The sequence below is a fragment of the Streptomyces sp. 4F14 genome (genome assembly GCF_048159485.1).
GTDB lineage: Bacteria > Actinomycetota > Actinomycetes > Streptomycetales > Streptomycetaceae > Streptomyces.
In genome coordinates this window covers 227,526-239,980 of the sequence record NZ_JBLRVY010000006.1, presented here as the reverse complement: position 1 = coordinate 239,980, position 12,455 = coordinate 227,526, and the positions used below count along the sequence as shown (strand labels likewise).

General features: G+C 73.9%; 11 protein-coding genes. 10 read left to right on the top strand and 1 reads right to left on the bottom strand.

Features of this window, described 5'->3' with window-relative positions; all coding sequences use genetic code 11:
* Positions 1-128 precede the first annotated feature (128 nt).
* The 5 genes from ACLZOT_RS12435 (at position 129) to ACLZOT_RS12415 (ending at position 4,724) form a co-directional block, all read left to right on the top strand.
* Positions 129-1,802: a hypothetical protein gene (locus ACLZOT_RS12435; protein WP_416968883.1), complete on the top strand. Its 1,674-nt coding sequence runs from the start codon at positions 129-131 to the stop codon at positions 1,800-1,802.
* Between the two features lie 111 nt (positions 1,803-1,913).
* On the top strand, positions 1,914-2,087 hold the full coding sequence (locus ACLZOT_RS12430) for a hypothetical protein (RefSeq protein ID WP_416968882.1): 174 nt from the start codon (positions 1,914-1,916) through the stop codon (positions 2,085-2,087).
* Between the two features lie 119 nt (positions 2,088-2,206).
* Positions 2,207-3,580: a diacylglycerol/lipid kinase family protein gene (locus tag ACLZOT_RS12425; RefSeq protein WP_416968881.1), complete on the top strand. Its 1,374-nt coding sequence runs from the start codon at positions 2,207-2,209 to the stop codon at positions 3,578-3,580.
* A 263-nt stretch (positions 3,581-3,843) separates the two neighbouring features.
* Positions 3,844-4,416 carry a phosphatase PAP2 family protein gene (locus ACLZOT_RS12420; protein WP_416968880.1) on the top strand — a complete coding sequence of 191 codons (573 nt, stop codon included), beginning with the start codon at positions 3,844-3,846 and terminating at the stop codon, positions 4,414-4,416.
* Positions 4,413-4,724, top strand: a complete 312-nt coding sequence (locus ACLZOT_RS12415) for a hypothetical protein (RefSeq protein WP_416968879.1) — start codon at positions 4,413-4,415, stop codon at positions 4,722-4,724. Before ACLZOT_RS12420 ends, ACLZOT_RS12415 begins: the two co-directional genes overlap by 4 nt.
* Positions 4,725-4,896: 172 nt before the next feature.
* Here the strand turns inward: ACLZOT_RS12415 and ACLZOT_RS12410 are convergent, their stop codons facing one another.
* Positions 4,897-7,695 (bottom strand): NlpC/P60 family protein, encoded by a 2,799-nt coding sequence (locus ACLZOT_RS12410; protein WP_416968878.1) that lies wholly within the window; start codon positions 7,693-7,695, stop codon positions 4,897-4,899.
* 311 nt (positions 7,696-8,006) lie between these two features.
* On the opposite strand from ACLZOT_RS12410, the gene ACLZOT_RS12405 reads away from it, so the two are divergent.
* The 5 genes from ACLZOT_RS12405 to ACLZOT_RS12385 all read left to right on the top strand — a co-directional run bounded on the left by ACLZOT_RS12405 (position 8,007) and on the right by ACLZOT_RS12385 (position 12,450).
* Positions 8,007-8,615 (top strand): flavin reductase family protein, encoded by a 609-nt coding sequence (locus ACLZOT_RS12405; RefSeq protein ID WP_416968877.1) that lies wholly within the window; start codon positions 8,007-8,009, stop codon positions 8,613-8,615.
* Between the two features lie 46 nt (positions 8,616-8,661).
* Entirely contained in the window at positions 8,662-8,997 is a 336-nt protein-coding gene (locus ACLZOT_RS12400) for a hypothetical protein (RefSeq protein WP_416968876.1), read from the top strand.
* A gap of 146 nt (positions 8,998-9,143) precedes the next feature.
* Entirely contained in the window at positions 9,144-9,647 is a 504-nt protein-coding gene (locus ACLZOT_RS12395) for a hypothetical protein (RefSeq protein WP_416969062.1), read from the top strand.
* Entirely contained in the window at positions 9,614-11,074 is a 1,461-nt protein-coding gene (locus tag ACLZOT_RS12390; RefSeq protein ID WP_416968875.1) for a hypothetical protein, read from the top strand. The genes ACLZOT_RS12395 and ACLZOT_RS12390 overlap by 34 nt, the downstream gene beginning before the upstream one ends.
* The gene (locus ACLZOT_RS12385; RefSeq protein WP_416968874.1) at positions 11,071-12,450 is read left to right on the top strand and encodes a vWA domain-containing protein; all 1,380 of its coding nucleotides are present in this window, start codon (positions 11,071-11,073) and stop codon (positions 12,448-12,450) included. Before ACLZOT_RS12390 ends, ACLZOT_RS12385 begins: the two co-directional genes overlap by 4 nt.
* Positions 12,451-12,455 lie beyond the last annotated feature (5 nt).

Sequence of the window (12,455 nt, the reverse complement as noted above, 5' to 3'; positions counted from 1 at the left end):
CCGCGACCGGAGTGCGCCCCGGCTCGTGCGGGTGCGCCGCGCGCCGACCGGTCCCGTAGCCGCCCCGCCGGGCGGTATACGTCGCTCGGAGGCCGCCGCGCAAGGGCGGCCGTGAGCAGGGAGCGCGCATGGAGTACTACGACCTCGGGAGCTACGGCCGGATCGTCACCACCGCGTCCGCCGAGGCACAGAAGTGGTTCGACCGGGGGCTGGTGTGGACGTACGCGTTCCACCACGAGGAGGCCGTCGCCTGCTTCGAGGAGGCCGTGCGCGCCGACCCGGAGTGCGCGATGGCCCACTGGGGCATCGCCTACGCCCTCGGCCCCAACTACAACAAACCCTGGGAGTTCTTCGACGAGAAGGACCTCGCCCGGACCGTACGGCGCACCCACGAGGCCGTCGAACGCGCCCAGGAGCGCGCCCCCCGCTCCCGCCCCGTCGAGCGGGCCCTGATCGGCGCCCTGCGGGCCCGCTACCCGAGCGCGGAGGCCGCCGAGGACTGCGAGGTGTGGAACCACGCCTACGCGGACGCCATGGAGGCCGTGTACGCCCTCGCGCCGGACGACCTGGACGTCGCGGCCCTGTACGCCGAGGCCCTCATGGGTCTCACCCCCTGGCAGCTGTGGGACCTGGGCACCGGCCGGCCCGCCGAGGGCGCCCGCACCCTGGAGGCCAGGGACGTCCTGGAACGCGCCCTGGCGGCCGACCCCGAGGGCACCCACCCGGGCCTGGCGCACCTGTACGTCCACCTGATGGAGATGTCGCCCACTCCGGAAGCCGCCCTCACGGTCGCCGACCGGCTGCGCCGCCTCGTCCCCGACGCCGGGCACCTCCTGCACATGCCCTCGCACCTGGAGGTCCTCTGCGGCGACTACCGCAGGGTCGTCGCCGACAACACCGCCGCGATCACCGCCGACGACAAGGCGTACGCGCGCGCGGGAGCGATGAACTTCTACACGCTGTACCGCGCGCACAACCACCACTTCCGGATCTACGGCGCGATGTTCCTCGGCGCCTCCCGGACCGCCCTGGAGGCCGCCCGGGGCCTGGAGGAGGCCATCCCCGAGGAACTGCTCAGGGTCGAGAGCCCGCCCATGGCCGACTGGCTGGAGGGGTTCGTCGCGATGCGCGTCCATGTCCTGATCCGCTTCGGACGCTGGGCCGACATCCTCGCCCTCCCGCGCCCCGCCGACCCGGACCTGTACCGCGTCACCACCGCGATGCACCACTACGCGCGCGGGGTCGCGTTCTCCGCCACCGGCCGCGTCCCCGAGGCGGAGGCCGAACGCACCCTGTTCCGCGCGGCCGTGGCCCGCGTCCCCGACTCCCGGACGCTGTTCAACAACACCTGCCTGGACGTCCTCGCGATCGCCGCCGCGATGCTCGACGGCGAACTGGAGTACCGCAAGGGCGACTTCGCCCGCGCCTTCGCCGCCCTGGAACACTCGGTCCGGCTCAGCGACAACCTGCCGTACGACGAGCCCTGGGGCTGGATGCAGCCCACCCGGCACGCCTACGGGGCGCTCCTGCTCGAACAGGGCCGCGTCACGCAGGCCGAGGCGGTCTACCGCGCGGACCTCGGCCTCGACCCCACGCTCCCGCGCGCGGTCCAGCATCCGAACAACGTCTGGGCCCTGCACGGACTGCACGAGTGCCTCGTCCGGCTCGGCAAGCGCGAAGAGGCCGTACTGATCGGCCAACAGCTCACCCTGGCACGCGCGTTGGCCGACGTGCCGGTCGAGTCGTCCTGCTTCTGCCGGCAGGGGAGCGGCGCGCGCGGCTGCTGTGACGAAGCCCTCTGAAACCCGGCTTTCCCGTACCGGAAGTAACATGATCCACTCTGACTTTAAGTGAACCTTACAAACACTGCGGTGTCCGGCTCACCCCCCACCCCATCCCGTCGGAGGACCGTCATGCCCTTTACCGAGGACACACTCCAGCAGACCCGCGCGGCCTACGAGGAACACGCGCGCACCTGCCGCCAGTGCCACTTCGACACGATGCCCTGCGCCGTCTCGAAGCACCTCATGCGCGCCTACAACAACGCCCGCAGAGAACAGGCACGCGCCAACTCGGCCGCCCGCTGAGCCCGTTACGGGTTCCGGGTACCGTTGCCGACCACCGTGGTACGCCACCATGTGGTAATCACGATCATGGCAACGAGGCTCGGGACCCGAGGGGACACACACGGCATGGCGGGCACACGGTGAACAACACGCGCGCGCGAAGCACTCTCGCGCTGGACTACGACGCCCGGCGCGCACGCGACTGGGCCCGGCTCGCCCTCCTCCTCGCCGCCTGCGCCGTCTTCACGGTCGTCGCGGGCGCCGGATCGGACGGCTGGGTCGTCCTCCTGACCGGCGTAGGAGGGCTCTCGCTGGCCGGAGCGGGCCTGTGGTGGGCCCTGGCACACCGAGGCTGGACCAGGCTCCTCGGAGCGCTCCTGGCCGTCCTCGTGCCCTTCGGCGTCCTCGCCCTCTACGCCTCCTCCGGCCTGTGGATCGTCGCCGTCTGCGCCATCGCCCTGTGGACCGCCGCCCTCGCCAGCGCGCGATCCGCGCTGCGCAACGTCCGCCGCCCGCACGCCAAACGCCGCAGGCGCGGGCGCAAGACCCCGCCGCCCGGCAACCCGGTGTTCATCATGAACCCGCGCTCCGGCGGCGGAAAGGTCGAACGCTTCGACCTCGTCCGCCGCGCCGAGGCCCTCGGCGCCCGCGTGATCCTCATCGCCCCCGACGGCACCACCGACCCCGAGGCCGAGGCCCGCCGCGCGCTCGCCGAGGGCGCCGACCTCCTCGGCGTCGCGGGCGGCGACGGCACCCAGGCGCTGGTCGCCGCCGTCGCCGCCGAGCACGACGTCCCGTTCCTCGTCATCGCCGCCGGCACCCGCAACCACTTCGCCATGGACCTCGGGCTCGACCGCACCGACCCCGTCACCTCCCTCGAAGCCCTCACCGACGGCGTCGAGTTCCGCGTCGACCTCGGCGACGTCGACGGGCGCGCGTTCGTCAACACCGTCTCCTTCGGGGCGTACGCCGAGATAGTGCAGAGCCCCGAGTACCGCGACGCCAAGGCGTTCACCGCCCTCGACCTCCTGCCCGACCTCCTCATGGGCGAGGCCGGCGCGACCCTCGGCGTCCGCGCCGACGCCACCCACCTGCACGCGCCGCAGGCCGTCCTCGTCAGCAACAACCCCTACGCGCGCGCGGACCCCTTCGGTGGCGGCCGGCGCCCCCGCCTCGACTCCGGCTCCCTCGGCGTCATCGGCATCAAGGTCGAGGGCGCCGCCCAGGCCGCCGAGGTCGTCCTGCGCGGCGAACGCGCCGGGGGCATCACCTCCACGAAGTCGTCCCGCGTCGAGGTCTCCGCCGACCGCCCCGACATCCCCGTCGCCATCGACGGCGAGGCCCTCGTCCTCCCCGTCCCCGTCGTCTGCACCCTCCGCCAGGGCGCCCTGCGCGTACGCGTACCGCGCCGCCGGCCCGGGGCGACGTACTCGCCGCCGAACGTCGACTGGCGCCGGATCGTCCGCCTCGCGCTGGACCGGCCGGTGGGGGACGCGGGGGAGGGGGACGACTGAGGGCGGGGCGTGTACGCGCGTGCGCGCACGGCCCCTCGGTGCTGCCCGGGAGTCAGGCACGCGTGCGCGCGCACGCGTCCTGCTTCGTAGGGGCCGTGTGCGTCGTGAGGGGCCGTTCGAGGTCGTACGGCCTCCGGCCCGCGCGTGTCCGTCCATGTCCGTGTCCGTTGCCGCAGCCTGGAGACCTGCCCGTCCTGTCCTGGCCCCGGTGCGCGCCCGCGTGGTGTGCGCCCGGCCCCGAATCCGCCGTCCGGAGAAACTCCATGCCCGACCCCCGCAGCCGCCTCGACGGCATCAGCCTGGTGCGCGATCTCGCCGCCCTCGACCAAGCGCTGTACGAGGCGGTGACCGTCACCAAGACGCCCACCCTGGACACCGCGTTGCGCCGGCTGTCGACCGCCGCCAACCACTCGAAGATCTCGTTCGCGGCAGCCGCCCTGCTGGCCCTGCGCCCCGGCAAGACCCGCCGCGCGGCCCTCCTCGGGGTCGCCGCCGTCGGCGTCGCCTCGGCCACCGCCAACCTCGCGGGCAAGAAGCTCGTACGCCGTCCCCGCCCGCACCGCGCGGAGGACTCGCCCTTCCCCGGCCGGCACGTGCCCATGCCGGACTCTGCGTCCTTCCCGTCCGGCCACACCGCGTCGGCCGTCGCCTTCGCCGCCGCCGTGAGCACCGCGCTGCCCGTGACGACCGTCCCGCTGGGACTGCTGGCCTGCGCCGTCGGGTACTCGCGCGTGCACACGGGCGTGCACTACCCGGGGGACGTCATCGCCGGAGCCGTCCTGGGGACCGGGGCCGCGGCGACCGTGCTCGCGATTGCCGGAGTGCGGCAGAAGTGACCTGGGGGGAGTTCCGCGCGCGGGCGGCACGGTCGGGGGTAGCCGTGCCGGAGGGGGAGCCGACGCCGGAACTCCTGCACGCGCTCGCGCCGGAGCTGGGGGTGCGGGTGCCCGACGTCCCCGAGGAGCTGAACCCCCTGGACGAGACGGCCGGTTCCGCCGCCGCGTACCTCATGGGGCGGTTCAGGGGCCTCCCCGAGGCGCGTCGGACGAGTTTTCTCCAGTACGCCCGTTCCCTGCCTCAGGAGCCCCGTACGGCCCACCGTACCTGTCGGCTTCCACCAGCGGACGGGTGGGACGGGGGCTGACTGCCCTCTCACCCGAGCTGTTCATCACCTTCGCGCGCGTGCTGGCCATTCCCGCGGGCCGGCTCGCCGTACTCGTCGACGCGGATCCCCCCCCGCCGAGGAACCGTTGCGCCGGTTGAGCTGGGACCAGGTCAACCGGGTGCGGGAGCGGCTGCCGGAGCCCGCCTGAGCCTCACGCGGGGCGGATCGCTCCCCGCAGTGCCGACTCGCCCGCGTGCGCGATCGACTCCTCGCGGATGAACGCACCCGGCCCGGGCGCGTGGATCATCATGCCGTTACCCGTGTAAACACCTGTGTGGTTCAGGCCGTCGAAGAAGAAGACCAGGTCGCCGGGTTGCAGCGTGGAGACGTCCACCGCCGTGCCGGACTGCGCCTGTTCGGGGGCCGTCCTCGGCAGCGGGACACCCGCCGCCGTCCACGCGGCCTGCGTGAGCCCCGCGTTGTCGTACGAGCCTGGCCCCTTCGCGCCCCACACGCAGGGCTTGCCGATCTGCGCGCGCGCGAAGGCGACGGCTTTCTCGGCCTTGGCGGTCGGGGAGGCGGCTGTGGCGGGGGCCTGCGGGGGGAGCGGGGCGGCGGTGGGCTGCGCGAGGGGTGCGGAGGCCGTGGCGGGGGCGGGGGCCGCGTAGGCGGAGGTGGATGCGGGTTGGGCGGCGACGGGCTGGGCCTGGGGGGCCATGGGCGCGGCCGGTGCCTGCATGGCCGGGGCGGGTTGCGCGGGTGCGGCCATGGTCTGCGGTGCCATGGGCGCGGCGGCGAATCCGGGGTCGGGGGCCGGCATCTGCTGGGGCGCCATGGGAGCTGCGGCCTGCGCGGGCATCGGCTGCGCGGGCACGCCTTGTGCGGGCATCATCGGCTGCGCCGCCATGGCCTGCGCGGGCATCTGCGGCATCGGCGCGGCAGGCGCTCCCATGAGGGGCGCTCCCGCAGCGGGCGGCGCCATCAGGGTCGCGGTGAACGCCGGATCGGCAGGGGCCTGGGGCATCGCGGCGGGCGCGGACGCCGTCTGCGGAGCCATGGGCGTGGCGGTGAACCCCGGGTCAACGGCCATGGCAGGCGCGGCGGTTGCCGTCTGCTGGGCCGCCGGGGGTGCCATCAGGGTTGCGGTGAAGCCGGGTTCGGGCGCGGCGTACGCGGGGGCCGCCGCTGCGGACGGCGGGGCCATCAGGGTCGTGGTGTACGCCGGTGCGGCGGGCGACGGGGCGGCCGACGGGGACATGACGGTCGACGTGAACGCGGGCGCGGGAGACGCGGCCGGGGGCGCCATCACCGTCGAGGCGTACGCCGGTTCGGCCGGCGCGGGTGCGGCGGAGGGGCTCATCACCGTTGAGGTGAAGGCCGGTTCGGGCGCGGACGGCGTCATGACGGTCGACGTGAACGCGGGCGACGGCGCCGACGGGGACATCACCGCCGACGTGAAACCCGCCTCGGCCGGTGCGGCAGCCGCGTACGCCGGTTCGGCCGGGGGTGCCATCACCGTGGACGCGTACGCCGGTTCGGCAGGTGGGGGTGTGGCCGAGGGGCTCATCACCGTTGACGTCAGGGCCGGTTCGGGTGCCGGGGGCGTCATCGTCGTTGCGGCGTACGCCGGTTCGGGGGCCGGTGCCGAGGGGGACATGACCGTCGAGGTCAGGGCGGGTTCGGGGGCCGCCTGGGCCTGCTGGGTCTGCCAGGTCGACGTACCGGAAGGGTCGTACGCGGCGAAGGCGCCCGTCTCCCACGTCGGAACCGACGGGAACGCACCCGTGTCCCGGGAGGGCTCCGCGGGGTTGTACATCGGGAGGGAGCCGGTGTTCCAGGCCGCGGCTGCGGGCGCGGGCGCGGACTGCGCGGCGGCCGCGGCGGGGAACGCCCCGCCGGGCTGGGCGACCGGAGAGGCGTACGCGGGGAACGTGCCGCTCTCCCACGACGGGACGGAAGGGAGGGCGCCGGTGTCACGTGTCGGGTCGGCGGGGTTGTACATCGGCAGCGAGCCGGAGTCCCAACTCTGCGCCGGGGGACGGGAGCCGGGTGCCTGCACGACCGGCACCGGCCCGGTGGCCGTCGGGTCGGGCGACATCTGGACGACGGGTGTCTGCCCGGTCGACGCGGGCGTGGCCGGCATCTGCGCGGCGGGCGACGGCATGACCGGGATCTGTCCGGTGGCGGTCGGGTCCGGGGACATCACCTGCGCGGCGAGGGGCGACATGACGGCCGTCTGCGCCATGGCGGAGGGGACCGTCGGTATCTGGCCCGTGGCGGTCGGGTCCGGGGACATCCGGGCGGCGACGGGTGGCATGACGGCGGTCTGCGCCATGGCAGAAGGGACCATCGGTATCTGCCCGGTGGCCGTCGGGTCGGGCGACATCTGGGCCGGGACGGGCGGCAGGACCGCCGTCTGGGCCAGGGCGGACGCGACGACCGGGATCTGGCCCGTGGACGCGGCGTCGGGGGCCGAGGGCAGGGCGGCGAAGGGGGAGGGCGGGAGCGCGGCCGTGGCGGCCGGGGGGAGCGCGGGGGCGCCCTGTGCGGACTGGCCCGGGGGCAGCGCGGGCGCCGAACGGCCCGCGGAGAGCCCCTGCTTGCGCTCCAGCGCCGCTTCGAGCTCCTTGATGGTCGGCATGCCGTCCGGCTTGCCCCCGCGCGCGGGACGGCCGCCCTGCGCGCGGTCGCGCGGGAGGACGGCGGGGACGGTCGGACCGATCGAGTTGCGGGCGGCCTCGAAGAGCTGCCGGGCGGCCGTGTCCGCCTCGGCGGCGGAGGGCCGGCGCGCGCCGCCACCGCGCGGCGTCGCGGAGCCGCCGCCGCGTCCGCTGCGCAGCGACATCGCGCGGGTCGCGTTGAAGGTGCCGCTGTCGGTCTCGGCGCGGTTGTAGAGGGAGGTGACGGCCTGCTGGATCTCGGACCTGCTGGGCGCGGGGCCGTCCTCAAGACGGGAGGAGTCGGAGCGTTGTCCGGCACCCGCGGGGCCCTGGCCTCGGTCCGTCGCCATGGAGGACGCACTCCTTCCGTGCACAGCCCGCCGTCGGGACGGCCGGCCCCGCCTCGCCGGATCGCCCCGGGCTCGGCGGAGGCCGCGCGGCCCGGCGGTTCGCCGGAGTCGGTCGTGCGGCCCGGCGTCAACTTAGCCAACTTGTGTGGCTGGCGTGAAGATTGAAGCGTTAAATGTCCGATACGTAGTCGTGACCTTCGTCTCTTTCGGGCAGGTGACCGGCGGTAACACCCCCAAGTGGGGAGTGAGTTGCCGACTCTTGGGGAACAGGATGCGTGCTTCCCGATGCTTGCGGGATACAACTGGCTGTCATGCGTGTCGACTACTCGCCCGCCTCCCTGGGCACCGCGGCCTTCTACCGGCTGCTCACCGCCGTCGTCGTCCCCCGGCCGATCGCCTGGGTCTCGACCCTGACGGCCGACGGCGCGACGGCCAACCTGGCCCCGCACTCGTTCTTCAGCGTCGCCTCGACCGACCCGCCGGTCGTCCAGTTCACCTCCGTGGGCCGCAAGGACACCCTCCGCAACATCGAGGCGACCCGCGAGTTCGTCGTGAACCTCGCGCCGGAACCGCTCTTCGAGCAGATCAACGACACCGCGACCGACTTCCCCTCAGGGGAGGGCGAGTTCGACGCGGTCGGCATCGAGAAGGAGCCCTCCCTCAAGGTCAAGCCGCCCCGGGTGGCCGCCTCCCCGGTCGCCCTGGAATGCCGCCTCCACACGACCCTCGGCATCGGCAACTCCACCCTCGTCCTGGGCGAGGTCGTCCATGCTGTCGTCGACGACTCCGTGCTGGTCGACGGCCACCCGGACATCCACCGACTCCGCCCCCTGGCCCGTCTCGGCCGCGACGAATGGGGCCTGCTGGGCGAGATCCGCGAACTGCGCCGCATCGCCTACCGGGACCGGCCCAGGAGCTGAGCCCGAGGTGCCTCCCGGGAGCCAACTCCTCTGACAGGATCGCCTCATGACGACCCGTGACCTCGCAGACGGCTCCTGGCACTCGTACTGGTCGAAGGACTCGGCCCTGTCGATCGGCTCCGTGAACTCGTTCCTCTCGATCGGGTCCGTGGGCAGCGCGCTGTCCATCGGCTCGGTCGGGAGCTTCCTCTCGGTCGGCTCCATCGGCTCCTCCGCCTCAATCCTGTCCGCGGGCTCCTGGCTGAGCGTCGGCTCGGCGCTGTCCGCGAACTCCACGGGCGAGGTCCTCGCCTGGCGTTCACGCCGGTACACGGCGGCGGTGGCCGTCGCCGGACTCCTCGCCGCCGGGCTCTGGACGGCCCGGACGAGAACGCGCGGCTGACCCCCGCACAGCTCCTGACCTGCGACGCCCCCCGATCCGGGGGGCGTTGTCAGTGGCAGCCGATAGCTTGATCGATGTCGCGCCGATCTGGCGGAAGACATCCCTTGTGCTGCGAAGGAGCTGATGTGTCGTCGGATTCGGAGAAGATCCCGGAATGGGAGCGTTCGAGCACCGCCCGGGTGCTCGCACCCGCCCGGCCCCGCAAGCTCGCCAAGGTCCCCTTCGTCGAACTGGCCGACGGCCGCCTCCAGGGCGTCGTCTCCAGCGGCTCGGACATCGGCCGGGTCTACGTCTCCTCGATCGCGGCCGGGACCTACGCGTACGCGTGCAGCACCAACAACAACCGCCCCTGCGGCGGTGCGCGGGGCTCGTTCTGCAACCACATCCGCGCGCTGGTCACCGAAGCGGTGCTCCAGTACGGCGCTGAGCGCGTCGCCCGCTACCTGCGCGTGGACGCCGACGGCGCGGCCGACGCGGGCGCGCTCACGGCCGTCATGACCGGCACGAACCCCGCGCCGGACCCGGCCAAGGCCGCCGCGGCCGTGTTCAGCCGCTTCCTGCGCCACCTCGCCTACCTCGAACTCGCCCCGACCACCGCCCCGTTGCCGGAGATGCAGTGGTTCCCGCCGACCCGGGCGGAGGCCGCCTGATGCGAGCCGACACCCTGACCGAACCCGTCGAGGGCCTGACCGAGGCACTGGCCGCCGTCGACGCCCTCGACCGCGCCCTCACCGCGGGCCTCCTGCGCCCCCGCCCCGCCCAGGCCGCCGACCTGACGGCCCTCGCGGACGCGCTCGCCGCGAGCCCCCTCGCCGCCCGCGTCGCCGAAGCCACCGAGAAGGCCGCCGCCGGCACCGCGTCCGAGGACCACTTCCTGACCCTCGCGGCAGCACGAACAGCCCTGCTGGGGGCGGCACATGACGCGCTGGGGGAGCGGATCGCCGAGGCGGTGGGGCGCACGGGCGTCGACGGGGAGACGGCCACCACGCGCGGGAGCGCCGGGGAGCAGACCGACTCGGGCGACCGGGGGAGTGGCCCCGCCCCCGACACCACCAACCTCCGCGCCGCCGCCCGTACTTGGCTCGTCGACCTCGCCCGCGCCGGCTGGCAGGGCATCGACCACGAGCTGATCGCCGGCGCGGACCCGGTCGTCTCCGCGCTCCTCGCGGAGCCCTCCGTGCGCAGGCTCGCCGCTCTCCTCGACGGGTTCACCGCCGAACTCGCCGCCTCCTGCCCGGGGACGGCGCTGGAGAGGATCCCGGCGCGGCGCTGGGGCGACCTGTGGGCGCGCGGGATGCTCCTCAGCGTCCCCGGCGCCGACGCGCGGGCCACGCCGCCCGGCACGGCCACCGGCCGCCTGCTGCCGCTCGGCGTCGACCTGCACGAGCACGCCACCGCCGTACAGGCCCAGGTGCACGCCGTGTTCGAACCGGCCGACGGGCAGACGCCCCGGCTCGTGCGGGCCGGCGTGTCCGCGCCGAAGCCGGACACGGTCGTCGGCGCGGGCGTCTGGCAGGTGCTGCGACCGCACATGGCGCTGCTCGCGGCGCTCGGCGAGGGCCGGGCGATGGAGCTGGACGGGATGCCGGTCACCGGCGAGGGCGACCTCCTGTGGGACGACGCCCACGCCCGCGTGGGGGAACAGGCGGACGCGTTCACCACCGCGCGGGTCGCCCTGCCCACCGCGCTGACCCCGCCCACGGCACCCCTCGACCGGCACCCCGCGCGGCTCGCCGTACCGGTCCTCCTGGAGGGCTACACCGTCCAGGAGGACGTGCTCGTCCTCGCCGGGCAGCCGCTCGCCGTGGACGCCGACCGGATCCCCGTCGCGAGCCCGCTGACGCCGGACGCCGTGGCCGCGTCCGGTGCCTGCATCGGGCTGCTGCGGTGGGACGGCGGACGGTTCACCGTGCAGCCGCTGGCCGTCGAGACCCTCGTACGCAGGAAGCCGGTCGCGCTGCACGCGGGCGCGTGGGCCGGGGGGACCACCGACAAGGCGGGCGTGAAGGCGGAGAAGGCGGCGACCGACGCCGTGGCCGTGCTGCGCGAGCGCGCGGGAAGGCTGCTGAGGAAATGAACGCGGAGATCACCGACGAGGCGTACGACAACCGGCGGCAGGTCCTGTACTGGCGGCTGCTCGCCCGGCTCCTCGACCCGGAGGAGCGGCCCGCACTGGAGTCCGCGAGCCTCGCCGTCGTCGAGGACACCGGACTGCCGGCGGCGCTCCTCGACCCGCGCGCCTCGGTCGACTCGGTCGTGCAGCGCCACCCCGCGCTGGCCGAGGAGTTCGACGGACTGATGCTGGTCGACGAGCCCGACGGGCAGCGCGACCGGGCCGCCGAGGTGCGGCGCGCGGCGCTGGTGTCGAAGGTCCTGCTGAACGTGTTCGCGACCGGCTCCGGAGCCGTCGACGCCGGACAGCTGGCGCGCTGGCAGGCGGACGCGGGCTGGCTGGAGCGGGCCTTCGGCTGCGACCCGGGCGACCTGCGCGGCGGACACCGAGGCGTCAGCCCCACCGGCACGGGCCTCGGCGGCCCCGACCCCGACCTGAGCCGGCTCGTCCCGCCCATCGGACCCGAACTCGGCGCGATAGAAGCCGACCTGGTCAGCCGTATGCACCTGCGGGAAGTCCTCGCCGACCCCAAGCTCGCCTCCCAGCTCACCCCCAGCATGTCGCTGATCGAACAGCTCCTGCGCGACAAGAACAACCTCGACGGCGTCGCCCTCGCCAACGCGAAGGCGCTCATCCGCCGGTTCGTCGACGAGGTCGCCGAAGTGCTGCGCACCCAGGTCGAGAAGGCGACCGTAGGCGCGATCGACCGCTCGATCCCGCCCAAACGGGTCTTCCGCAACCTCGACCTCGACCGCACGATCTGGAAGAACCTCACCAACTACAGCCCCGAGGAGGAGCGGCTCTACGTCGACCGCCTCTACTACCGCCAGACGGCCCGCAAGACGACACCGCAGCGCCTCATCGTCGTCGTCGACCAGTCGGGCTCCATGGTCGACTCGATGGTCAACTGCACCATCCTCGCCTCGATCTTCGCCGGACTCCCGAAGGTCGACGTCCACCTCGTCGCGTACGACACACAGGCCCTCGACCTCACCCCGTGGGTGCACGACCCGTTCGAGACGCTGCTGCGCACGAAGCTCGGCGGCGGCACCGACGGCACGGTCGCGATGGCGCTCGCCCAGCCGAAGATCGCCGAACCCCGCAACACGGTCGTCGTGTGGATCTCCGACTTCTACGAATGGCGGCAGGAACCCCTCTTCGCGAGCATGGCCGCCCTGCACCGCTCCGGCGTCAAGTTCATCCCCGTCGGCTCGGTGACCAGCTCCGGGCGCGGCAGCGTCAACCCCTGGTTCCGCGACAAGTTCAAGGACCAGGGCACGCCGGTGATCTCCGGCCACATCAAGAAGCTCGTCCACGAGCTCAAGAACTTCCTCACCTGACCAGC